15 protein-coding genes and 1 tRNA gene are annotated in these 24,378 nt (G+C 66.9%); 12 read left to right on the forward strand and 4 right to left on the reverse strand.

The window, feature by feature from the left end; genetic code table 11:
- The first annotated feature begins 85 nt into the window (after positions 1-85).
- On the forward strand, positions 86-2,797 hold the full coding sequence (locus K2F47_RS41560) for a helix-turn-helix transcriptional regulator (RefSeq protein WP_242909157.1): 2,712 nt from the start codon (positions 86-88) through the stop codon (positions 2,795-2,797).
- Here the strand turns inward: K2F47_RS41560 and K2F47_RS30065 are convergent.
- On the reverse strand, positions 2,772-3,479 hold the full coding sequence (locus K2F47_RS30065) for a dienelactone hydrolase family protein (protein WP_242909158.1): 708 nt from the start codon (positions 3,477-3,479) through the stop codon (positions 2,772-2,774). The genes K2F47_RS41560 and K2F47_RS30065 overlap by 26 nt on opposite strands.
- A complete protein-coding gene (locus tag K2F47_RS30070; RefSeq protein WP_242909159.1) occupies positions 3,479-3,892 on the reverse strand; it encodes a PaaI family thioesterase in 414 nt (137 codons plus the stop codon). Before K2F47_RS30070 ends, K2F47_RS30065 begins: the two co-directional genes overlap by 1 nt.
- Before the next feature lie 6 nt (positions 3,893-3,898).
- Between K2F47_RS30070 and K2F47_RS30075 the strand changes: the two genes are divergently transcribed.
- The 11 genes from K2F47_RS30075 (at position 3,899) to K2F47_RS30125 (ending at position 22,212) form a co-directional block, all read left to right on the forward strand.
- Entirely contained in the window at positions 3,899-5,188 is a 1,290-nt protein-coding gene (locus tag K2F47_RS30075; protein WP_242909160.1) for a cytochrome P450, read from the forward strand.
- Positions 5,189-5,245: 57 nt separating this feature from the next.
- Positions 5,246-5,318 (forward strand) — tRNA-Lys (locus tag K2F47_RS30080).
- 451 nt (positions 5,319-5,769) lie between these two features.
- Positions 5,770-7,680 (forward strand): non-ribosomal peptide synthetase, encoded by a 1,911-nt coding sequence (locus K2F47_RS30085; RefSeq protein WP_242909161.1) that lies wholly within the window; start codon positions 5,770-5,772, stop codon positions 7,678-7,680.
- Positions 7,681-7,914: 234 nt separating this feature from the next.
- Positions 7,915-15,114 (forward strand): non-ribosomal peptide synthetase, encoded by a 7,200-nt coding sequence (locus K2F47_RS30090; RefSeq protein ID WP_242909162.1) that lies wholly within the window; start codon positions 7,915-7,917, stop codon positions 15,112-15,114.
- Entirely contained in the window at positions 15,111-15,335 is a 225-nt protein-coding gene (locus K2F47_RS30095; protein ID WP_242909163.1) for an MbtH family protein, read from the forward strand. Before K2F47_RS30090 ends, K2F47_RS30095 begins: the two co-directional genes overlap by 4 nt.
- A 46-nt stretch (positions 15,336-15,381) precedes the next feature.
- Positions 15,382-16,647 (forward strand): cytochrome P450, encoded by a 1,266-nt coding sequence (locus K2F47_RS30100; RefSeq protein ID WP_242909164.1) that lies wholly within the window; start codon positions 15,382-15,384, stop codon positions 16,645-16,647.
- Positions 16,648-16,684: 37 nt separating this feature from the next.
- Complete coding sequence (locus K2F47_RS30105) at positions 16,685-17,938, forward strand: MFS transporter (protein ID WP_242909165.1); 1,254 nt, start codon at positions 16,685-16,687, stop codon at positions 17,936-17,938.
- A 120-nt stretch (positions 17,939-18,058) separates the two neighbouring features.
- Complete coding sequence (locus K2F47_RS30110; RefSeq protein WP_242909167.1) at positions 18,059-19,342, forward strand: lysine N(6)-hydroxylase/L-ornithine N(5)-oxygenase family protein; 1,284 nt, start codon at positions 18,059-18,061, stop codon at positions 19,340-19,342.
- Positions 19,343-19,398: 56 nt separating this feature from the next.
- Positions 19,399-20,652 carry an aspartate aminotransferase family protein gene (locus tag K2F47_RS30115; protein WP_308198485.1) on the forward strand — a complete coding sequence of 418 codons (1,254 nt, stop codon included), beginning with the start codon at positions 19,399-19,401 and terminating at the stop codon, positions 20,650-20,652.
- Positions 20,653-20,657: 5 nt separating this feature from the next.
- The gene (locus K2F47_RS30120) at positions 20,658-21,410 is read left to right on the forward strand and encodes a thioesterase II family protein (RefSeq protein WP_242909714.1); all 753 of its coding nucleotides are present in this window, start codon (positions 20,658-20,660) and stop codon (positions 21,408-21,410) included.
- 37 nt (positions 21,411-21,447) lie between these two features.
- On the forward strand, positions 21,448-22,212 hold the full coding sequence (locus tag K2F47_RS30125) for a thioesterase II family protein (protein ID WP_242909169.1): 765 nt from the start codon (positions 21,448-21,450) through the stop codon (positions 22,210-22,212).
- A gap of 23 nt (positions 22,213-22,235) precedes the next feature.
- Here the strand turns inward: K2F47_RS30125 and K2F47_RS30130 are convergent, their stop codons facing one another.
- Together K2F47_RS30130 and K2F47_RS30135 are read right to left on the reverse strand one after the other, a co-directional pair.
- Positions 22,236-23,534: an ATP-grasp domain-containing protein gene (locus K2F47_RS30130; RefSeq protein WP_242909171.1), complete on the reverse strand. Its 1,299-nt coding sequence runs from the start codon at positions 23,532-23,534 to the stop codon at positions 22,236-22,238.
- Positions 23,531-24,376 carry a hypothetical protein gene (locus tag K2F47_RS30135; protein ID WP_242909174.1) on the reverse strand — a complete coding sequence of 282 codons (846 nt, stop codon included), beginning with the start codon at positions 24,374-24,376 and terminating at the stop codon, positions 23,531-23,533. The genes K2F47_RS30130 and K2F47_RS30135 overlap by 4 nt, the downstream gene beginning before the upstream one ends.
- Between the last annotated feature and the right edge of the window lie 2 nt (positions 24,377-24,378).

Consider the following 24,378-nt stretch of genomic DNA (forward strand, 5'->3'; position numbering starts at 1 on the left):
GCGTTTCCGATGGCCTGAAGGTAGGGACGGCGGGGACGCGGGCGAATCCGTACGGTTTCGGTAGTCGGGCCCGTAGTTTGGATGCGTGCTCTACGGGCGGAAGACCGAACAGGCGCGCATCGCCTCGCTGATCTCCGAGGCGTGCGACGGCAGGAACGGCGCCGGGACGGGAGGCGGGGGCGGGCGGCGCAGCGGCGCGCTCGTCCTGCGCGGCGAGGCCGGGATCGGCAAGTCCGCGCTGCTGGAGGACGCGGCGGAGCGGCTGGAGGACGCGGCGTACGGCGTCCCCCGCGTCCTGCGGGTGGCCGGGACCGAGGCGGAGTCGGGCATCGCGTTCGCCGGGCTCAACCAGCTCCTGTGGCCCGTCCGCGACCGCGTCGACGCGCTGCCCGGGCCGCAGGCGAGGGCGCTGCGCGCGGCGCTCGACGGCTCCGGCGAGCCCCCGGGCGACCCCGCTTCCCGCGACCGCTTCACCACCGGCCTGGCCCTCCTGACCCTGCTCGCCGACATGGCCGAAGCGGGCGGCTCTGTGCCCGGTGGGGGGACGTCCCCCCACGCCCCCCGGAACGGCCCCGTGCTTTGTTTGCTGGACGACGCGCACTGGTTCGACGTCGAGACCGCCGGGGCGCTGCTGTTCGCGGCGCGGCGGCTCGCGGCCGAGGGCGTCGTCATGCTGTTCGCCGCGCGGGACGAGGCGTTCGGCGGGACGGGCCTGCCCGAATTGCGCCTGAACCGTCTCGACCGCGACGCCGCCGAGCGACTGCTCTCGACGCGGCGGCTGCCGCCGCTGACGCGCGCGCGGATCGTCCGGGAGTCGGAGGGCAACCCGCTCGCGCTGCTGGAGTTCGGCGCCGTGCGGTTCCCGGTGCCGGACGGCGCGCGGCCCCTGCCGGTCACCGACCGGGTCATCGCCGCGTTCCGCGACCAGATCGGCGGGCTGCCGGAGCGGACCCGGCTGATGCTGCTGATCGCGGCTGCCGAGGGACGCGGGCACATGCCGAGCCAGCTCGCGGCGGCCCGCGTGCTGGGCGTCGGCCTGGCCGACCTGGAGGAGGCGGAGCGCGCCCGTCTCGTGGAGGCGGACGGACGGAGGATCGTGTTCCGCCATCCCCTCATCCGCGCCGCGTCCTACCACGGGGCGGTCGTGGCGCAGCGGCTCGCCGTCCACCAGGCCCTCGCGGATGTGGCGGACGACCTGGACTGCCGCGCACGGCACCGCGCCTCGGCCGCCCTGGCACCGGACGAGGACGTCGCCACCGAACTCCAGCAGGCGGCGGAGCGCGCGCGGGCCCGATGCGGTTACGCCACTGCCGCGGCTCTCTACCGGCAGGCGGCGGAACTGACGCCCACTCGGCATGCGCGGGCCGTCCGGTTAAGGTCGGCGGCGGAACTGACCCTCCAGGCGGGGCAACCCGACGACGCGCAGGCCCTCGCGACGGACGCCGAGCGGTTCACCGCCGACCCCGCCGAGCACGCGCGCCTCGGCCGCGTCCGCGCGACCGTCGAGTTCGAGCGCGGCGACCCGGCGACCGCCGCGCGGATGATGGTCGAGCACGCCGCGCACGCGGCCCCGGACGACCGCGCCGAGATGCTGCGGACCGGCGCGACCTACGCGTGGACGTCCGGCGAGGCCCCCGCCGTCCTGCGCGCCGCCCGCCTCCTCCCCGCCGACCGGACCGTCCAGGGCCTCGCCCACCTGGTCGAGGGTGACTACGAGCGCGGGCTCCCCGTCCTGGCGGCGCTGGTGGCCGAGGCCGACACCGCCCAGCCGGCCGGACGGCTCCAGGCCGCGCGGCTCGCGCTCATCGTCGGCGCCGACGCGGCGGCGCTCGACCTCACCGCGGCCGAGGCGGCGTTCTCCCGCGGGCACGGCCTGATCGGCGCGCTGCCCGACGTCCTGCGGGCGCAGGCGCAGGCCGGGATCGCGGCGGGCCTGCACACCGACGCGGAGTCCACGGTCGCGGAGGCGATCGCGCTCGCCCGCGACATCGGCCTGGCGGGCCGCGAGGGGCGGCTGCGCGCCGTCCTGGCGCGGATTCCGGCGATCGAGGGCGACGAGGCGCGGCTGGCCGAGTTGTCCGATGACTCCGGATTGCTGGGCCTCCTCCACCTCGGTCTCGGACGCCACGACGACGCGCTGCGCCACCTGGAAGCGGCCGCGCAGGGCCCACGCCGATACAGCGCGGCCGTCATGGTGTCGTCCGCGGACCTGGTGGAGGCGGCGGTCCGCTCCGGCGATCCCGACCGCGCGCGCCCCGCTTTCGACCGTTTCCGTGCCTGGGCGCATTCGGGAGGACAGCCCTGGGCGCTCGCCGTGGCGTCCCGTTGCGAGGCCCTTTTGGACGACACGGAGGAGCACTACACACAAGCCCTCCACCTGCACGAGCAGGCGACACGGCCGTTCGAGAGGGCCCGCACGGAACTTCTCTATGGGGAATGGCTACGCCGCGCCCGCCGCCGCTCGGACGCCCGTCCCCCGCTCCGCTCGGCCGTGGAAATCTTCGAACGCCTCCAGGCGTCCCCCTGGCTCGACCGCGCCCGCGCCGAACTGCGGGCGACCGGTGTGCCGGGCGCCGCGTCCATTCCGACGGCCCCGGACCTTTTCGACCGCCTCACGCCGCAGGAACTCCAGGTCGTCCGCCTCGCAGCGGAGGGCACCAGCAGCCGCGACATCGCCGCACAGCTGTTCCTCAGCCCGCGGACGGTCGAATACCACCTTTACAAGGCATATCCCAAGCTCGGCATTTCCTCCCGCAAGGAACTGTCGCAGCTCACGCTTGAGCCCGCCCACTCTTGAGCGTCCGGGCGAGGAACTCCTCCGCGAGCCGCCACGCCCGCTCCGCGGGTTCGGGCTGGTAGAACATGGGCGCCTTGCGGTTGTGGAACGCGTGCCCGCCGTCCTCCTGGACGTGGATCTCCAAGTCCTCCCGCCCAGCCACCGCGCGCTCGACGGCCGCCACGTCCTCGCGCGAGATGTAAGGGTCGGAACCACCGAAATGGAACTGCGCGGGCGCGTCAATGCGCTTGATCTCCGCCAGCGCACCCGGCACCCCGGACCCGTAGAACGACACCACGGCATCGACATTCGCCCGCGCGGCCAGCAGATAGGCCAGCGTGCCGCCGAAACAGAACCCGAGCACGCCCACCGGTCCCGACACCTCCGTCAGCCCCCGCAGGTGCCCGAGCGCAGCTTCCAGGTCCTCCGGCCCCTTCTCCCAGTCGAAACGCGAGACCATCGACATCGCGTCCGGCAGCACCTTCTCCTCATGCCGGACGGACCATCCCGGCTCGATCCGCCAGAACATGTCGGGCGCCGCCACCACATATCCCAGCGCGACGAGATCCGCCGCGACGGCCTCCATGTACTCGCCGACCCCGAAGATCTCCTGGACCAGCAGAATTCCCGGCCCCGGCTTCTCCGGCGTCCACACGTGCAGGTCGAACTCACCGTCCGCGACACGCACTCGTTCGATACGCATCAGCCCATAATCGCGTAGACGGCACTGGCGTGCGCGACCACGGCCGGGTCCCCGTCCGAACTCAACGTCACATCGGCGAACGCGAGCGTCCTGCCGAGCTTGGTCAGCCGCACCGCGACCAGCACGTCCCGTCCCACCACGGGCCGCTGGAACGACGTGTTGAGCTGGACGGTCGTCATCGGCACATATCCACCTTTGGCCCCCGCGACCGCCACCACGACCCCGGTGTCCGCCGCCGCCATCATCGCCTGCCCCGACAGCGCACCGCCCTCCCGGGCGAGCCGCTCCGACCACGGCAGCCGCAGCACCGCCGACCCGTCCCCCACCTCCTCCACGACGAGCCCCAGGTCGAGCACCCAGGGCGCGAAGTTCTCACGCAGGATCTTGTCGCCGTCCACGGGCTGCAACGTCACACCGCCATGATGCACTCTGAAGGCATGCACGAGGAGATCTTCCTGCCCTCGACCTACGCCGCCGGGGTCCCCTACGCCGCCTTCCGGAAACTGCGCGCCGAATCCCCCGTCGCCTGGGTACCGGAACCCGCCGTCGGCCCCTGGCCCCCCGGTCCCGGCTACTGGGCGGTCTTCTCCCATGCCGACGTGAAACACGTCCTGCGCTCCCCCGACCTCTTCTCCTCCCACCTCGGCGCCACCCAGATCCGCGACCCCGACACACCCGAGGACCTCGACTTCGTCCGCGCGATGATGCTCAACCAGGACCCCCCGTCCCACTCCCGCCTCCGCCGCATCGTCGCCGCCGCGTTCACCCCCCGCGCCGTCCGCGCGCTGGAGGAGACGATCGAAACCCGCGCGAACACACTCATCACTTCCGCGCTCGGCCACGACACCGACTTCGTCGAACTCGCCGCCGACCTCCCCGTCTGGACGCTCGCGCACATCATGGGCGTCCCCGAGTCCGACCGCCGCCTCCTCTACGACTGGGCGTCCCGCGTCATCGGCTACCAGGACGACGAATACGCCGACCTCTCCACCACCACCCCCATGAGCCCGATGGCCCACGAAGCAATGCGCCACAAACCCACCACAACCACCCACCCGGACGGCCGTCCGATCAACCCCCGCTCCCACGCCGCCCTCGCCGACATGTTCGCCTACGCCCACGCCCTGGCCGCCGTCAAGAAGAAGCACCCGACCGACGACATCATGTACCGGATGCTCGAAGGCGGCCTCACCGACCACGAGTTCGAGAACATGTTCTTCCTCTTCGCCGTGGCCGGAAACGAGACCCTCCGCAACGGCATCCCCGGCGGCCTGCTCACCCTCCTCGACCACCCCGCCGAACTGGCCCGGCTGCGCGCCGACCCGTCCCTCCTCCCGTCCGCCGTCGAGGAGATGCTGCGCTACTGGCCCCCGGTCATGGACTTCCGCCGCACCGCCACCACCGACCTCACCCTCTCCGGCCGCCGCATCTCCGCAGGCCAGAAGGTCGTCGTCTACCACGCGTCCGCCAACCGCGACGAAACCGCCTTCCCCGACCCCGACCGCTTCGACATCACCCGCACCCCCAACGACCATGTCAGCTTCGGCTTCGGCCCCCACTTCTGCCTGGGCGCCCACCTGGCCCGAACCCAGATGCGCGCCCTCTTCCGCGCCCTCCTCCCCCACCCCGTCGAACGCACCGGCACCCCCGTCCGCCTGGCGTCCAACTTCCAGAACGGCCTGAAGCACCTCCCCGTCCGCCTCACCTGACCCCCACCCCCTAACCCCGTCGCGAACCCGTCCCCGATCTCGGTACGCTTGCAACGAGGGTCGCTAGCTCAATTGGCAGAGCTCCGGACTTTTAATCCGTAGGTTGTGGGTTCGAGTCCCACGCGACCCACCCGTCCTGACCAGGGCAAACACGAGAACGCCCTGGTGCGCCCGCCGCTCGCTCTGCCCGTGTCGGCTCGGTGTTCGGCACCCCTGCTCCGGGCGCACTCCTCGATCGAGGTCACCTCGCCGCCGTCGCCGAGCCGCTGGCCGACGCGGTCTGGGCCGGCGGAGACGTCGGCTACGGCATCGGATCCGGGCAGGAAATCCCATTGATCCGGTTCTCGGACACACAATTCTACCGATGATGCCGTCCGGAATTTGCGCGTACTTTCGGTCTCGACCGCAACGCCCGGAGGCCGAAGAATAAATTCCGGATACCTCGATAACGTTCGAGGATGGGTATCGGGCAGGCAGTTGCCTAGGTCCGCCCACCGGCGGGGGCGTTGAACAACGTTGACGTTTTGAAGATCTATTGACAAAGCAGTGAGGGGACATAATGATCAAATTCAGTCGCTTGCGTGTGGCCCTGCACACCTAGCGCGGGGCCGAACGACCGAAGGGGCGGAACTGCGGTGCAGCATAGTGACGGGGATGCGAAGCAGGATCCAAGTCCGAATTGGCGGGACGCCACCATCACCGACCTGTTCGACGAGCAGGTGCGCCGCAGGCCGGACGCGGTCGCCCTGCGCTTCGACGGGCAGGACTTGACCTACCTGGAACTCGACCGCCGCGCCGAGCTGCTCGCTCGTCACCTGCGCGACCTTGGCGTCCGCACGGAAGCCGCGGTCGGGGTGTTCTTCGAGCGATCGTTCGAAATGGTGATCGCCCTGGTCGGCATCCTCAAGGCCGGCGGCGCCTACGTACCGCTGCACCAGAACGAGCCTCCCGACCGGTTCCGCTACATGCTGGAGCAGGCCGGCTGCCGTGTCGTCCTGACCCACGATGCCCTGGTCGATCGGATTCCCGACGTCGACGCGACGGTGGTTAATCTCGATCACGAACCGATGACTTCGCCCGGTGCCGAATTGGTCGAGGGTCCCATTAATCCGGACAACCTCGCCTATATCTGCTACACATCCGGGTCCACCGGCAAGCCCAAGGGTGTGGCCGTGCGGCATCGGGGAGTCGTGCGCCTGGTCCAGGACGGCGACTACGCCTCGCTGACCGAGAACGAGACATTCCTACAACTGTGCTCCTTGCGGTTCGACCCTTCGGCCTTCGAGATCTGGGGCGCCCTGCTCAACGGGGCCCGCTTGGTCATCTACCGTCCTGGCACACCGGCGCTGCACGAGCTGGCGGATTGCCTCGAAGAGGAGCGGGTCACCACCCTGTGGATGACCACCGGCCTGCTCCACCGAATGGTGGACGGCCATCTGGACCGGCTGGGCGGACTGCGGCAGTTCCTCGGTGGGGGCGAGGCTTTGTCACCCGTCCTCATCAACCGGCTCCATCGCACCTACCCGGATCTGCTGGTGGTCAACGGGTACGGCCCCACCGAGGACACCTGCTTCACCTCGTGCCACGTGGTGTCGAAGGAGGTCGGCGACACCGTCCCGATTGGACGAGCGGTCACCGATACCCGCCTCTACGTCCTGGACGAAGAACTGCGACCGGTGCCCGATGGCGAGTGGGGCCTGCTCTACACCAGTGGGAGCGGACTGGCTCGCGGTTACGTGGGGCGCCCGGCGCTGACCGCCGAGCGGTTCGTGGCCGACCCGTTCGTGCCCGGTGAGCGGATGTACGCCATCGGCGATCTCGTCCGGCGTGTCGAGGGAGGTGTGCTCGAGTTCCGCGGCAGGCTCGATGACCAGGTCAAGGTGGACGGGTACCGCATCGAGCTCGGGGAGATCCAGGCCGTCCTGGCCGGGCAGCCCGAGGTGAACGAGGCGGTCGTGGTCGCGCGGGAGGGCCTCACTCCCGGCCGCAAGATCCTGGTCGCTTTCGTGGTGCCGGTCAGCGGGACGGAGCGGCTCGTGCCGAAGCTGCGCGTCGCGCTGCACCACAAGCTGCCGAGATACATGCACCCGGCGGCGATCATTGAGATGGACGCGCTTCCCGAGACCCTCGGAAACAAGATCGACCGGAAGTCCCTGCCGGAACTCGTGCAGCTTCCCCGAGACGTGGAAGCGAGTTTCGAGGCGCCGCGCACGCCCCTGGAAGCGCTGCTGACCGACCTGCTGACGGACGTGCTCGCGGTGCAGGACATCGGCGTCCACGACGACTTCTTCGAACTCGGCGGCAACTCGCTGGTCGCCATGGATCTGCTCGCCCACGTCCGCGAGGTGTTCAACGCGGACGTGCCCGCCGAGGAGTTCTTCCTCAGCGCGACGGTCGCCGGGCTGGCCGAACTGGTCGACAAGCACGCACCGCAGGCGGATGCCGAAGCGCCACGGACGTGGCTGGCGGCCCCAGAGAACTCCGGTACCTGATCAGGGCGGCCGCAGGTTCGCGGGACCGCGCTTTTCCACAGGCCGGTTCGACTCCAAGAGAGGTGAAACTCTTCGGGGTGTCGGCTTCTTGTCGTGCCAGATGACCAAACCTCTCAACGTAAACCGCGACGTTAGAGTCCACGGCGGGAAGTGCCGCCCCGATGCGCCATTCCTGAGTCGGATGATTGGAGTCGATCGACCATGTCCCCCGCTCCTGAGGCTCGGCAGTCCCTCGTGCAGCTCGGATACGGAGATGACCTCTACGCCCAGCGCACCATTCCCGAACTGTTCGCCCTCGTCGTCGGCTCCCAACCTGACGCTCCGGCGCTCATAGGCCCCGAGGGCCAGTTGACTTTTGCCGAGCTCGACCGCATTTCAGGGCGTATTTCCGCCGGTTTGGTGGAGCGCGGCATCGGACCCGACAGTCTCGTCGCGATCAAAGTGCGCAACCCTGTGCACAGCATCATTGCCATGATCGCCGTGACGCGGGCCGGAGGGGGCTACCTCGCGATCGACCACACCTACCCGCCGGACCGCCTCAAGTTCATTCTTGACAGCTCGGCGCCCCAACTCCTCCTCGGCGATGACGCCGCCCTGGGCGTGGAACTGGCCAACCCCTTGCCTGTGCTCACGTTCTCACCAGATGTGGAGGGTGCTGAACGCAAAGTCGATCGCACAGCGCTGCCCACTGAAGCCCTGAATCTCTCGCCGGACAACTTGGCGTATGTCGTCTACACGTCCGGGTCGAGCGGAGTTCCCAAGGGCGTAGCCGTATCGCATGCGGGGATCGAAACGCTGGTACGGGAACAGGCCGCCCGCTTCGGTCTCGGTGCGGATGCCCGTGTGCTGCAATTCGCCTCGCTGAGCTTCGATGCCTCGGTCTCCGAAGTCTGGTCGACCCTGCTGTCCGGAGCCGCGCTTGTCTGCTCCAACGGCGAGCGCGTCCTCCCCGGCGACGAACTCGTCCGCATGGTCGAGCAGTTCGCCGTCACACACGTCACCCTGCCCCCTTCGGCGCTGCTGACGATGGTGCCCGAGGACCTGCCCGGCACGACGATCGTCGTGGCGGGCGAGGAATGCCCAGCCCACTTGGCCGCGCAGTGGGGCCCAGGCCGTCGTTTCATCAACGCCTACGGCCCTACCGAGACAACGGTATGCGCCACGATGAGCGACCCGCTCGATTCAGCGGAGGTGCCGATCGGTCGTCCATTGGTGGGGCGGCGTGTGTATGTGCTGGATGCGACGTTGCGGTCGGTGCCGGAGGGTGTGGTCGGGGAGCTGTACGTCTCCGGTGTAGGGGTGGCGCGGGGTTATGTGGGGCGTGCGGCGCTCACCGCGGAACGGTTTGTGGCCGATCCGTTCGCCGGGGGCGGAGCGCGGATGTATCGCACCGGTGATCTGGTGCGATGGGGCGCCGCCGGGGAACTGGAGTTCGTCGGCCGTGCGGACTCCCAGGTGAAGATCCGCGGTTTCCGGGTGGAGCCCGGTGAGGTCGAGGCGGCGCTGCGCGGTGTGGAAGGTGTGGCCCAGGCCGTGGTGGTGGCCAGCGGTGAGGTGGCGGCTCGGCGGCTGCTGGGATACGTCACGGCCGAGCCCGGTGCCGTTGTCAACGGCGACGCCGTGCGGCGGTCGTTGTCGGAGGTGCTGCCGGAGTATCTGGTCCCGGCGGTGATAACGGTGCTCGACCGCTTCCCGTTGACCTCCAACGGGAAGGTCGATCGCGAGGCTCTCCCAGCCCCGGACGGAGCCGTGGAAACGGGACGGCGTCCCCGGACGCGCAACGAGCGGGTGCTGTGCGAGGGGTTCGCCGACGCGCTCGGCCTGGAGTCGGTGGGAATCGACGCCGACTTCTTCGCTCTCGGCGGGGACAGCATCCTGTCCATCAACCTGATCTCGTTCGTGCGACAGGCCGGCCTCGAGATCAAGCCGCGAGACATCTTCCGGCACCGGACGGTTGTTCGCTTGGCCGCAGTCGCCCGTCCTGTGAAGGCCACGACGACAGACGCGGGAGCGGACAACATCGGTGCTGTTCCACGGACACCGATCATGAATTGGCTCGCAGAACGCACCAACGACTTGCGAGAGTTCTATCAATCCATTGTGGTTCAGGTCCCCTCCGGAGTATCCCGGACGACTCTCACCGGCGTGCTACAAGCCGTGATAGACCACCATGACGCTCTGCGGCTCCAGGTCGTCCGAAACGGCACGGACGAGACCTGGAGCCTGCTAGTCCAAGAACCAGGCAATATCGAGGCCGTAGGTTGCCTCGTTCATATCGATACAGGGCACCAAACGTCGCGCGCCCAGTCCGCCACCTTTGATTCGGCCTTCTCCGCGGCGCGTGCCCGCCTCGAGCCCGAGGCCGGGGTCATGCTGCAAGCGGTATGGTTCGACCGCGGGCGACAGCCCGGCAGGCTCCTGCTGGTCATACACCACCTGGCGATCGACGGCGTGTCCTGGCGAATCCTGTTGCAGGATTTTCAAGCAGCGCACAAAGCCATCGATGCCGGCCAGAAAGCCGAGTTGCCGACGGTCGGCACATCACTGCGCCAATGGGCTCGCCAGCTGCAAGATGAGGCAGGCGACCAGGAAAGAGCAGCTGAAGCGGACTACTGGCAGGCGCTCACGGCGGCGCCCCAACCCAAGATCGGCCGGCGGCCCCTGGACCCCGCGGTCGACCTCGCCGCCACAGCCGAAACCCTCACCACGGAGGAAACCGCAGCGGTCAGCGCGGCCGTACTCGGCGAGGCGCCGAACTTCATCCACGGGCATATCAACGATGTCCTGCTCGCGGGTCTGACACTCGCGGCCGGCCGCTGGCTCGCCCAACGCGGTACACACGGTTCCCTTCTGGTGGACGTCGAGGGGCACGGCCGAGAGGACATCTTCCCGGATACGGACCTCTCCCGCACCGTGGGATGGTTTACGACGCTCTATCCCGTCCTGCTCGATACGGCGCTCGTCGAGGATGATTCCGCGACGACCAGCGGGGCGAGCGTGGCCGGCGCATTGAAGCGGATGAAAGAGCAGCTCCGCGAGATCCCGGACCACGGTATCGGCTACAGCATCCTGCGATATCTCCCCGGGCCGGGCCAGGAATCTCTGCTCTCGGGTGCACAACCCCAGCTGGCCTTCAACTACCTCGGGCGATTCCCCGAACCGGCGGATGTCGACTGGCAGCCGGCCGGCGAGGCGAACGGCATGCTCAAGGGAGACTTCGGACCGCACCAGCCTCTGGCCCACCCACTGGAGATCAGTTGCGTGACCCTGGACTCCGCCGACGGTCCGCGACTCATCACCACGTGGACGTGGCCCTCCGCGCTGCTCAGCCAAGACGAGGTGGCGGAATTCGCCGCACACTGGTCGCAGGCGTTGGCGGACATCGCGCGCTACGTCTCCGAACCGGCTGCCAGTAAGCACACGCCCTCAGATTTCCCACTGGTGAACCTCACCCAAGAAGAGGTCGACCTCATTGAGTCGCGCTTCCCGGCGGTAGAGAACGTCCTTCCGCTCACTCCTCTCCAGGCTGGGCTCCTGTTCCACTCCCTGTACGACGAGCGCGGCGAGGACGTCTACACCGTGCAACTCGGTGTCCGTCTTCGAGGTGACCTCGACCCTGAGCGGATGCGAACCGCGGTTCGGGCACTGACGGTGCGGCACCCTACGCTCCGGGCCCGGTTCGTCCGAGACGGGCTTCGCGAACCGGCACAGGTGATTGCCGCGGCGGGACCGGTGCCATGGCAGGATCGAGACCTCCGGTCGGTGCCCGCGTCCGACCGAGAGGCCGAATACGCCGCTCTCAGCGTCGCCGAGCGAAGCCACCGCTTCCGGCTTGACACGGACCTGCTGTTGCGCGTCGTCCTGGCCCGCACCGGCGATGACGAACATCGGCTGCTCCTCACCAGCCACCATCTGACCTTCGACGGCTGGTCCTCCCAGCTGATGGTCCGTGACCTCCTGGCACTCTACGAAGCGGGCGAACGGGAACGCGCTCTGCCGACGGCAAGGCCATACGAAGATTACCTGGAATGGTTGGACGAACAGGACCACGCGGCCGCCGGCGACGAATGGCGCCAGGCGTTGGCCGAGCTACCAGGCCCGACCTTGGTAGCCGGCAGAGTCCATCCCGGCGAAAAGGCCACCAAACGTCTGGAAACAACGCTCGCGGAAGCCGAGACGGCCACGCTCGTCCAAACAGCCAGATCGGCGGGCCTGACGCTCAACTCGGTCTTCCAAGGCGCCTGGGCCATGGTCCTCAGCCATCTCACCGGTGTGCACGATGTCGTCTTCGGAACCACGGTGGCCGGCAGGCCCGCCGAGCTGCCTGGCATCGAGGAGACGGTCGGTGTCTTCATCAACACGTTGCCGGTGCGAGTCAACGTCCATCCGGCCCGCCGCGCCGACGAAGTGTTCGCGAGCGCGCAGGATGAACAAGCACGCCTCATGGAGTTCCCTTACGTCAGCTTGAGCCGGCTTCAGGAGCTGTCCGGCCATCGGACATTGTTCGACACGATCCTCGTGTACGAGAGCTATCCCACGGGGCGACACGACGACAGCGCCAACGGATCCCCGTCGCTCAACCTCATTGATATCGAGGGGTATGACGCAACGGATCATCCGTTGGCCCTGACGGTGCTCCCAGGAGCCCACATCGGATTGCAGCTGACCTATCGCCATGGGGCGATCGCCGACGATTTGGCGCAGCAGATACTGCCCCTTCTTCGGCATGTACTCACCCAAGTCGCCAGCAGGATCTCTGAACCAGTAGCCCGCATGGCCTTGCCGGCACTGGGGCAGGCAACGAGCCTGCTAACGCTTGGCACGGGAACCCCGCCTCAGACACCGCAGAAGGCCACCGACGTTGCGGAGGCGATCAGGCTGATCGCCGAGCGCGAGCCGAACACCGTCGCCGTGCGATATGCCGGCACCGCGCTTACCTACGCTGAGCTCAACACCTCGGCCGACGCTCTGGCGAAGCACCCGGCCTTCGCCCGGCTACAGAGCGAGAGTCCTGTCCTGGTATTGCAGGAACGCTCGCCGCAGCACGTCATATCCCTCCTCGCCGTGGTCAAGTCGGGTGGCGCCTACCTGTCCCTGCCGCCCGACACGCCCTCGGAGCGCCTTCGCCTCGTTCTTGAGGAGTTCGCGCCAAGGTTGATCCTGACCGACAGCGCCTCAGCGCGCCAGGACGTCTTTCAACCTTTCACGGATCGCGGCGCTACGACCGTCGTCGTTGTGGATAAAAACGAGGTGCCCATATCCGACGGCAGCTCCACCGGAAACCTGACGATCCATCCGGAGCAACTGCTAGGTATCAGCTACCCGTCTGATTCCCCGGAAATCGCCAAGCCGGTCGGCATCACACACGCCGACCTGCTTCAACTGGCAGCAGACCCGAGTTGGATCGACCACAAGCCCACTGCGCTCATGTACTCGCCACATGCATGGAACTCGCTGGCGTACGAGATGTGGGTTCCGCTGCTCCAGGCGGGCGAAGTCGTACTGGCGCCGAACGGCGATGTCGACCTGCTCCAGCTCGCCCAACTGGTAAGGCAGAACGGTGTGACACGCCTGTTGGTTGCGGCTGGCATGTTCGACCTGCTCTCTCGCGAGCGTCCGCAGGACTTCGCCACTCTCGTCGAACTGTGGACCGGAAGAGACGTGGTATCGCCGGATGCCGCACGGAGCTTCCTGGCCGCGGCGCCCGAGGTTGCCCTCGTCAATGCCTACGGGCTCGGCGAGGCCATGGCGTTCACCACCCATCACCGGATCTCGGTGAATGATCCTGGGTCCTCGGTGCCTATTGGTCGTCCGTTGGCGGGTCGACGGGTGTATGTGCTGGATGCGGCGTTGCGGTTGGTGCCCGAGGGTGTGGTCGGGGAGCTGTATGTCTCCGGTGTGGGAGTGGCGCGCGGTTACTTGGGGCGTGCGGCGCTCACCGCGGAACGGTTTGTGGCCGATCCCTTCGCCGGGGGCGGAGCGCGGATGTATCGCACCGGTGATCTGGCGCGGTGGAGCGCCGCCGGAGAGCTGGAGTTCGTCGGCCGCGCCGATGCCCAGATCAAGATCCGCGGCTTCCGGGTGGAGCCCGGTGAGGTCGAGGCGGCGCTGCGCGGTGTGGAAGGTGTGGCCCAAGCCGTGATGGCCGCCACCGGTGAAGTGGGAGCACAGCGACTGCTGGGATACGTCACCGCCGAGCCCGGTGCCGTTGTCAACGGCGACGCCGTGCGGCGGTCGTTGGCGGAGGCCCTACCGGAGTACCTGGTCCCGGCGGTGATAACGGTCCTCGACCACTTCCCCTTGACCTCCAACGGGGAGGTCGATCGCGAGGCTCTCCCAGCCCCCGACGGAGCCGTGGAAACGGGACGGCGTCCCCGGACGCGCAACGAGCAGGTGCTGTCCGAGGGGTTCGCCGACGCACTTGGCCTGGACTCCGTAGAAATCGACGCCGACTTCTTCGACCTAGGGGGAAACTCCTTCTCTGCCATGCAGCTTACGGAGTACCTGCACCGGGTGCTCAAGATCGAAGTGGGTATCCGCGACATCTTCGAGGCTCCGACAGTGGGGCAGCTCGCCGCCCGGCTGACCGAGACCAACGAGCAGGATCGCAACAGCGCGTTCGCCGGTACTTTGCCGTTGCGGCACGCCGATCAGGGACCAGCCGTGTTCTGTGTCCACCCTGTAGCGGGCTTGAGCTGGAGCTACGCCGGCTTGCTGCCGCATCTGCCGTCTGGGCTGGCGGTGTACGGCCTACAGTCCCGGGGCCTCGACGACGAGACGGTCGTATTGCCGGCCGACGTGGACGAGATGGTGGCCGACTACCTTGAACAGATTCGCCGCACACGACCTCAGGGGCCCTTCGTTCTGCTCGGCTGGTCGTTCGGCGGCAATGTGGCTCAGATCCTTGCCGCGCGTCTCCAGGAACAGCAAGAGCAGGTGATGTTGGTCCTCGTAGACGCGGACCCGGCCGTGAGCGACCACGGCATAGACCCCACCGAAGAATGGGCGGCGCAGGCCTTGCTGCGACTGGCCGGACACGATTGTGCCGCTCAGGCCTGCGCTCTCAATGATCCGTCCGCCCACGTCGCGACCGTACTCGCGGAACCGCACAGCAGACTCTCGGCCATCCCCGCCTCCCGTATACCCCGAGTTCTACGAATCATCGCCAACAACATGAGGCTGGCTTCTTCGCTGCGGCAAAGCCGTTTCCACGGCGACAGTGTGCTGTTCATCGCCACCAAGTCTGACTCCGATCCGGAGGCCGTAGCCCGATCGTGGCAGCGGCACTTGAGCGTCACGCCCCAAGTTCACCTTATCGACGCCACACACGACGATATGACCGAGCCGGAGGCCCTCGTCGTCATGGGCAGAGCTCTGACGCCGGCTATCGATCGATTCACCGCAATGGTCAAACCCCGAGGGAGTCAACAGTGATCAACCCGTTCGAGGACGAAAGCGCGAGCTATCTGGTTCTCGTCAACGACGAGGGGCAGCACTCGCTGTGGCCTGAATTCGCGGAGATCCCGGAAGGTTGGACGGCCGTCTGCGGGCCGGACACCCGTGAAGTCTGTGTCACTTACGTCGAAACCCACTGGACCGATCTTCGCCCCCGAAGCCTGGTGCGCCAGATGCAGGAAAGGTCCGTGCGCAACTGAAGCGACGGGGCCTGACTCCTGGACTGTAGTTCGCGAGGAGCCACTGATGACGAACGCGGCCTTTCATGATGTTACCGACCTGGGCAACCCCCACCTCTACGCAACGACGGAACGCTATCGGATGTGGGAAAAACTGATAGCGGAGGGCAGGGCGGTGTGGAGCCCGCCCGGTACCTCGCCCGGCGGCTTCTGGTCCGTCTTCTCTCATCAGGCCTGCTCGGAGTTGCTCGCGCCCAATTCTCATTTCACTTCCGAATACGGAATGATGATCGGTTTCGACCGAGCCCGTCCGGACAAGGCAGGCGGCACGATGCTGGTCGCCAGCGAAGGCAAGCGACACAATCAGCTTCGCCGCTTGATCGCCCCCTTCCTTTCACGCACTTCGGCGCAGAACCTGTCCGCCTTCATACGTCAGGAAGTGGCGGATATTCTGCGGGAGTTGCGTGAGGGCGGTCCCCCGCGAGGAGCAGGCGCCGCCTCGGACGGGCCAACTGTGACAGGGCCGGATATCGCCGCGCACGTCGGCTCCCGCCTGCCCGCCGCCGTGGTCTGCGAACTCCTCGGCATTCCGGAGAGTGACCGCGGACTGATTGTGAGCCTGACCAATCACGCCTTCGGCGGAACGGAACCCGCATTCGCCGACATGTCCCCGTCCGAGGCGCATTCCCAAATTCTGAGCTACTTCGTCGACGTCATCGTCAGCAGACGCAATGACCCCGGCGCTGATCTCGTAACAGCCTTGCTCGCCGACGAGTCCATGAACGTCCGCGAAATACTACTCAACTGCGACAACGTTCTCATCGGAGGAAACGAGACCACGCGCCACGCGGTGACGGGTTGCTTCCACGCCCTGGCGCAGAGCCCGGCGATTCTCCCCGCTCTGCGAGCCGACCCGGCACTGATTCCCGTAGCTGTGGAGGAGATCCTGCGATGGGTCTCGCCGGCGATGCACGTTCTGCGGGTTTCGACTCAGCGGACCGTCGTAGCCGACCGGGACATTGACGAAGGTGTAGCCGTGGTGGCCTGGCTGCCCGCTGCGAATCGGGATCCCACGGTCTTCCCCAGCCCGGGTGAGCTGCGACTGGACCGGCATCCGAACCGTCACCTGGCCTTCGGCCACGGACTGCACCACTGTCTCGGTGCCGCACTTGCCAGGGCGGAACTCACGGCGCTGCTCGATGCGCTCGTCAACAGTCTGGACGGTGTGGAGCTGCTGGCCGAGCCGCAGTGGATGAGCGTCAACCAGGTGCAGGGATATCGCAACCTTCCCGTCGTTCTGCACTGGAGAGAGAGTTCGGCCCAGTCGTGCTGATCCACCCCCTGGTTGTTCCCCACAGGACCATTGGACAATGATCGAAAAAGCCCGATCGCCCAGCGCCGGCGACCCGGTCCCCCTGGGCCGCAACCAGGACTTCGTCCGCCTCTGGCTGAGCCAGACGCTGTCCGAAACCGGCTCACGGATCAGCTACCTGGCCTACCCCCTGCTCATCCTCGCCATCTCCGGATCAGCCGCGGCGGCGGGGGCAGTGGCGGGAACGGTCGCGTTCGTCGAGATCGTCGTACGCATCCCGGCGGGAGTACTGCTGGACCGGCTCGATCGCCGGAAGCTGATGCTGTGGACCGAGGCCGTACGGGTCGCGGCGATGATCGTCGCGGCGACCGCGGTAGCGCTCAACTGGGTGTCAGTTGGTCTGGTCCTTGCAGTAGCGGCCATCGACGCAGGCGGATCCGCCCTGTTCGTGTCCGCCGAACGCACGGTCCTCCGGCACATCGTCACCGAGGATCAGATCACGGTCGCGAGCGCACGCAACGAGGCTCGGACCTTCTCCGCCGAGTTGCTCGGCCCGGCGCTCGGTGGTGTTCTCTTCGGGCTTGCCCGCGCCTTGCCCTTCGTCTTCAACGCCGTCTCGTACACCACATCGTTCTTCGCGGTCTTCGCTATCAAGCGATCCTTGCGAATACACTTTCCGAAACAACAAGAAGGCCTCATCCCGGCCTTCCTGACAGGTCTTGGATTCGTCTGGAGACAGCCGTTTCTCCGTGCCGTCCTAGTCATCGAACCATTGCTCAACATGGCGTTCACGGGAACCATGTTCGTGGTCGTTGTCGTACTCCATGACGCCGAGATCCCCGCCTACGGCATCGGTGCCTCGCTGGCTGTCATCGCTGTGGGTGGGATCCTGGGCGCCATAGCCTCTCCCCTGATTCAGAGATTGATCTCTCCGCGCCTGCTCATCATGCTCCTGGCGTGGACGGGTGCGCTGATGGCGGCAGTCTGTGTCGTTCTCCCGTCGGGATACTGGGTCGTCGCCCCGCTTCCGCTGCTCGTGTTCTTCGCCCCGGCCACGACGGCCACCATTTTCGGGCACCAGACCCGCATTACACCGGATTACCTGCACGGACGAGTAGTGGCGGCACTCGGACTCTTCATGAAGTTGATGAACCCGGTGGCACCGCTGACGGCCGGCCTCCTGCTCGAACATATGGAAAGTCCGGCAGTCTTCGCCGTATTCGCATCAGTCTTTGCGCTGGCCTCCGTCATGGCGACTTTCAGCAAGGGAATCCGAGGCATGGCCGAACATGCGCAACTTGATGCACAGTGATGGGGAGTTGACACTCGGTCCACCCTGTGGCCACGGCATCGAATTTCAGCTATCAACCTGCCGAGCGGCAGGGCGCTCGGGCGCCGCCGCTTCCAAATAGGGCCTTGGAGGAACGTCCGAATGACAAGTACCGACTGTGTCGACGTGATCGGAGTCGGGTTCGGCCCGGCGAACCTGTCGCTGGCAATCGCACTGCAAGAGGAAACGCCACGGACAACCGCGGCGTTCCTCGAAGCCGAGACGGATCCCATCTGGCAGGGCGGCATGCTGCTGGACGGCTCCGATATGCAGAACCACCCCAACCGCGACCTGGTCACACTGCGAAACCCGCGCAGTCACTACACCTTCCTCAATTACCTGTTCGAGCAGGGACGGCTGATCGAGCACCTGAACCTGCCCATGGAATTTCCGTTGCGCAAGGAATATGCGCACTATATCCGGTGGGCCACCGACCAGTTCCGTGAACAGGTCGGCTTCGGCGTACGGGTGAACGACATCGCGGTCGGCGACGTGGACGGCGCACCGGGGTATGTGGTGACCGGATCGGACGGCACTCGTCGGTACGGCCGGTCTCTGGTGTTGGGCACCGGCCGGACGCCTTTCGTGCCCAGCCCGTTCGACACGATCGACTCGCCTCGGGTCGCGCACCTCACCCGGTATCTGCCGACCGTCCAGAGATTGGCCCAGGACCCACCGCGAACGATCGCCGTAATCGGCGGCAGCCAGAGCGCGGTCGAGATCGTCCTCGACCTGGCCGCCCGGTTCCCGCACACCCGGATCATCGACTACGTCCGCAGTTTCGGGCTGCCACTCAAGGACACCAGCCCGTTCAGCGAGGAGGGTTTCTTCCCCGGCTTCACCGACTACTACTACCGGGCGAACCGGTCGGGCAAGGACACGCTCGACGCCTACATGCGGCCGACCAACTACTCCTCCATCGACGCCGATGTTCTCCACGAGTTGTACGCGCTGATCTACGAGCAGCGCCTTGACGGCGACCAGCGCGTTTTCGTCCTCGGCAACCGCCAGGTGCGCGCCGTGGAGGACGAAGGCACGAGCGTGCGGCTGGAGGTGGAGGAGGTGCACACCCACGAGGTGGTCACCGAACGGGCCGACCTGGTGGTGCTGGCGACCGGATTCCGTGACCTCGGGCCGCGTCCTCACCAGGAGCCCTATCCCGCGCTGCTCGCCGGCGTGATCGACCGGTTCCAGTTCGACACCGACGGTTACCTGATCACCGAGCCGGACTACCGGTTGCGGTCGCTGATGGACGGCACGCCGCCGCTGTTCCTCAACGGCCTGTGCGAGTCGACTCACGGTATCGGCGACGCCGGGTCGTTCAGTCTGCTGTCGCTACGGGCCGCGACGATCATCGATGGACTGCGCAAGGAAGGGATCGCCTGAGCAGAACGATTGGCCGCCACCCGATCCACGGAACCACCGATAGCGGAGGACGAGCAGTGAACGTCGTTGCACCTCGTGAATCCGAGGTACGTAGTTACAGTCGTATCTGGCCGGCCATGTTCGACCACGCCCGTGGCAGTTGGCTCTACACGAAGCCGGGCGACTCCTATCTGGATTTCTTCTCCGGAGCGGGAACGCTCAACTACGGGCACAACGAGCCGCGCCTCAAACGCGCGCTCATCGACTACGTCGAGCGCGACGGGGTGACCCACGGCCTGGACATGTTCACCACCGCTCGGGCGGATCTGATGAACACGCTCAGCACCCTGGTCCTGGAACCCCGCGGTCTGGACTACAAAATCGTCTTTCCCGGCCCCGCCGGCGCCACGGCGGTCGAGGCGGCATTGAAACTGGCCCGCAAGGCGAGCGGCCGCAAAGTCGTCGGCTACTTCGACATGGGATTCCACGGTGTGACTGCCGGTGCGCTGTCGATAGCAGGCAACGCGTCGCGCCGGGCGAGTGCCGGCATTCCCTTGGGGTTCAGCGTCGCGTTGCCGTACGACCCCGATCCCGATCGGCTGGCCGCCGAGGTACCGGACTTCGACCGGCTGCTGGACGGCACCGGTCAGCTGGCCGACCTCGCGGCGGTGATCGTGGAGACGGTTCAAGGAGAAGGCGGCATGAACACGGCACGCATCGCCTGGCTGCGAGCCCTGGCCGAAGCGTGCCGGCGGAACGGTGTCCTGCTCATCGTCGACGACATACAGATGGGCTGCGGACGGACCGGGCCGTTCTTCAGTTTCGAGGACGCCGGACTCACTCCGGACATGGTATGCCTGTCCAAGGGAATCAGCGGCTACGGTTGCCCATTGGCGCTCTTGCTGATCAGCCCGGAACTGGACGTGTGGCGGCCCGGTGAACACAACGGCACTTTCCGCGGATTCAATCTGGCCTTTGTCACCGGGGCCGAAGCACTGCGCGCGTATTGGAGTGGCGACAAGCTGGAACGGTCGACCCGCGCGCGAGGCGACCGGGTCGACCAGGCCCTGCGGAACATCGCGGCCGAGTATCCCGGGGCCGGGCTGAACGTCCGCGGTCGCGGTCTGGCGCGCGGCCTCGCATTCGCCGATCCTGCGCTGGCCCAGCAGGTGCAGTCCGCCGCGTTCGAGCGGCATCTGCTCATGGAGACCTCCGGCGCGCGCAACGACGTGGTGAAGCTGCTGCCGCCGCTGACCATCACCGATGACGAGCTGGAAGAGGGCCTGGCGATCACGCGAGGCTCCATCCGGGCGGCGCTCGGAGGCGAGTGATCACGATGGCGAAGCTTCCCTGGTTTCCCTTCGGAACGGGGCCGGAGGCACCGGTCCGGTTGCTCACCCTCCCGCACGCCGGCGCCGGCGCGGCCGCATTCCGGGCATGGGCGCAGGGAATGCCCGAGGGGGTCGCCGTCTGCCCGGTTCAACCGCCGGGAAGGGAGGGGCGATACGGCGAGGCTCCGTTCAACCGGGTCGCCCCGCTGGTCGAAGAGCTTGCCGAGCAGATCACCGCATCGGTGGACGCGCCGTACGCCTTGCTCGGTCACAGCACGGGGGCGCTGTGTGCGTACGAGGTGGTTCGCGAGTTGCGGCGCACCGGCGGCCCGCTGCCCATGCATCTGTTCGTTTCCGGCCGTCCAGCACCGCAGTTGCCCTCCGACCGGCATGAGGTGGCCGGTCTGTCGTTGACAGAGCTGGCGGCATTCCTGCGTGAGCTGGAGGGCACCCCGGAAACGGTGCTGTCGGATCATCGGGTGCTGCGATGGATGCAGCCGATCCTGGTCGCCGATCTCGCGGTCAGCGAATGCTACACGTTCCGGCCGGAGGCACCGCTGAACATCCCGATCACCGCCTTCGTCGGACGAACCGACCCCGTCGCGGGAGAGGAACTGATGGAGCCTTGGCAGTCCCAGACCGTTGCCGGGTTCCGCCTGCATCTCCTCGACGGCGGCCATTTCGCCATATTCGATCGCGCAACGTCCGTGCACGCTGAGATCGCAGGTGCGCTGCTGGACGACGCGACCAAACGATAGAAACAAGTTGAGTGCGAACCAGAGGGGCTTTTCGACTATGACAGCTTCGTCCACCACAAAGCCCAAATGGCTTCTGCGCCAGCCTGACCCGGACGTCGGCGCGCGCCTCTTCTGCTTCCCGTATTCGGGCTCCGGGGCCACGATGTACGAGCGCTGGCCACGGCGCCTCGGCGATGTCGAGATCTGCCTGGTCCAGCCGCCAGGGCGGCAGGCCCGGATCCGGGAGCCGCACTACGAGACCTACGAGCGCCTCGCGGAGCAGCTGATCGAGTTCCTGGTGCCGTACCTGGACCGTCCGTTCGCATTCTTCGGCCATTGCAGTGGTGCGCTGCCGGGAGTGGAGGTGACCCGCCAGCTCGCCGCGGCCCGGCTACCGCTGCCGCGGCGCCTGTTCGTGTCCGCGCAGGTCGCCCCGCACGACGGTCCGTACGGTCGGCTCCTCGAACTGGACCGCGACGGGCTTCGGGACGCGCTGGCCGACCAGATAACCAACATGGGCGGTACGCCCAGCGACGCCCTGATCGACCTCGGTCTGGACCTGCTGGTCCGAGACGTCGAGGCGAACAAACGATATGTCGTGCCGGAGCCGCTGGACATCCCGTGCGGAATCACCGCGATCGGCTGGAGCGAGGACCGCGAGATTCCGTTGTCCCTCATGGGGGGCTGGAAGGGGTTGACGACGGATTGCCGGACGGTGCTGCTCGACGGCGGCCATTTCACCTTCCTGTCTGCGCCTCCGGCCCTCCTGGACCAGATCGCCCACGACCTGGACGATGACACGAATGGCCACGCCTCGACATAACCGCACGCAGTGAGCGGACTCGTTCAAGGGGCTGACGTCGTCCGCTGCTGTGTCCACATCGCCGGCATGTCGAGTTGACCCGAAGGGGTCTCGTAGGCGAATGACAGGAGACCATTCGCCTCGTCCAAGATCGCGAGCATCTCGTCATGGTCACGCGCCTCGCCCCGAACGACATCGATCCACGTCGTCATGACACCTCTTTCCAAAGGCGCCGGCGGATGCAGATAGATTTCGTAGGAAGTGACCCCGGTCACCGCTTTGGCTGCTGCGGCGCCTCGCACGCCTGTCAGTTTACGAGCCTGCAAGGGCGGCAGGTTGTGATACTGGAAGTAGGTCTTGTTCGGTTTCAACACCAGGTCGTCGGTGTTCAACCCCAAGGCCATTCGTGCTCCGGCAGCGATGAGATCGGTCCCGCAAGCACGAATCGCCAGCTCGTTGATCTGGCCGCCGATGCGCCCGTTCACCTCAATGAGGCGCGGTCCGTCAGCGGTCAGCTTGACCTCGGTGTGAGTCAACCCCGTCGAGATGTCCAGAGCGACCAGTGCCCGCTGGGTGAGATCGAGAATTTCACCTCTCTCGAGGTCGGAGACGGGCGCCGGCCAGAAGTGTCCCTGTTCGCGAAATGGAGGAAGGATGGGGAACTTGCCGGTGATCTCCAGATGCTTGATTCTTCCGTCCACCACGCAGCTTTCCACCGAAACATAGTCGCCGAAAGGCAGCCGCTTCTTTCCGGCTATAAATTCCTCGGCGACGAGAACGCCGGAGTAGGACTTTGACAGGTCCCGGAGGAGCGCTTCCCCTTCTTCGACGCTGTGGACCAGGTGGGTGTATTGGCTGCCCTCGCCTAGTCGCGGCTTCAGGACCAGCGGAAACCCAACGTGGTCAGCAACATCCCGCCACTGATCAACTCCGTTCAGTGATGCCGATCTCGTCCGCTGCACTCCGGCCTCCGCAAAGCGCTTGCGCTGCTGATATTTATCGCGCAGCAGGTTTGCAGTAGGTGTGGAGTGAAACAAGAGCCCCAACTCGGCGGCCACCTCAGCGGTGGGCAGCAGCATTCTTTCGGCATAGGTGACGATGCCGTCAGGCCGCCACCTGCGCAGGTGGTCGAGGAGTTCTGCGCGAGGCTGGTCCCATGTGATCATCTCGGCGATCTCGCCAAGGAACGGCTTCGCCGCCGCGCTGTACGGCGAGGTGCCGACGACAAGGATGACTTCGGCCCAGTCGGTCAGGCTGAGCATGATCTCCGCGGGCGTGACCGCACCCTCCTCGAACATGACGATCAGCCGCGGTCGCTCTTCCCGCCGTGAATCGACGGTCACGAGCCCAACTCCACGCGCTCCGGACCGAGCCGGTTCGGGTCCGCCCGCATCTCCCGGTAGAGGCGCAACCACGTCTCGACCTCCACATGCAGGCCCGCGGCCGAGATCAATGCCTCCTCACGGTCCCAGTCCACGCGCGGACGGGGCTGAATGCCGGTACTGCCCAGCACCTTGCGGTAGAACGGGTCGTCGGCCCGTCGCACGTCACTCATCAGCGCGCCCACCTCGGGAGAACACAGCTGAAGGGTGGGCCGGGGCGACCAACTCTCAAGCCCCGCCTGCGAAGGAAGCCCGAGCGCCGCCAAGAGCGCGGCGGTCATTCCGGCCGGGTCCGCTCGCAGATCGTCGGAGTCGACCAACGTGTACGGGACGCCCCGCTCGCGGCAGCGCGCCACCTGCTCGGCCAACGACGGCCACCCGCTTTCAAAAGGCGGGAACGTCGACGCCTTCGACAGTTCGCGCACGACGCGCAGCCGCGACGTGGTGGACAACCGGGGATCGGACATCACGAAGATCACCGGCGCGGTGGCGATTCCGGCCAGTTCGTCGAACTGGTCGGGGGTCAACTGGAAGCTCATCTCCTTGATGAGCAGGCCGCTGCCGCGCGGCACGTCGGCGAGCCGGACCCGATCGCCCGTGGCCACCTCCATAGGGTTGCCCAGGCAGCTGGCGACCGATTCGGCTCCCTGACCGCCCCAGTAGCACGCCTCGAACGGCTCGTGGCAGTGGTGGGTGATCAGTGCGTGCTGCCACAGTAACCGCGCTATGACGGTTGATCCGGTCCGGGGCGGCGAGATGAGCAGCAGGCGGTTCGAATACGCGTCCGCCAGATTGGTCTCCATAC

Source organism: Actinomadura terrae, assembly GCF_022751215.1.
GTDB classification, from domain to species: Bacteria; Actinomycetota; Actinomycetes; order Streptosporangiales; family Streptosporangiaceae; genus Spirillospora; species Spirillospora terrae.

What these genes read in the sequence shown, in the direction of transcription:
- K2F47_RS30065 (WP_242909158.1), bottom strand. Translation starts at nt 3,479, where the DNA reads ATGCGTATCGAACGAGTGCGTGTCGCGGACGGTGAGTTCGACCTGCAC.
- K2F47_RS30075 (WP_242909160.1), top strand. Translation starts at nt 3,899, where the DNA reads ATGATGCACTCTGAAGGCATGCACGAGGAGATCTTCCTGCCCTCGACC.
- K2F47_RS30100 (WP_242909164.1), top strand. Translation starts at nt 15,382, where the DNA reads ATGACGAACGCGGCCTTTCATGATGTTACCGACCTGGGCAACCCCCAC.
- K2F47_RS30105 (WP_242909165.1), top strand. Translation starts at nt 16,685, where the DNA reads ATGATCGAAAAAGCCCGATCGCCCAGCGCCGGCGACCCGGTCCCCCTG.
- K2F47_RS30110 (WP_242909167.1), top strand. Translation starts at nt 18,059, where the DNA reads ATGACAAGTACCGACTGTGTCGACGTGATCGGAGTCGGGTTCGGCCCG.
- K2F47_RS30120 (WP_242909714.1), top strand. Translation starts at nt 20,658, where the DNA reads ATGGCGAAGCTTCCCTGGTTTCCCTTCGGAACGGGGCCGGAGGCACCG.
- K2F47_RS30125 (WP_242909169.1), top strand. Translation starts at nt 21,448, where the DNA reads ATGACAGCTTCGTCCACCACAAAGCCCAAATGGCTTCTGCGCCAGCCT.
- K2F47_RS30135 (WP_242909174.1), bottom strand. Translation starts at nt 24,376, where the DNA reads ATGGAGACCAATCTGGCGGACGCGTATTCGAACCGCCTGCTGCTCATC.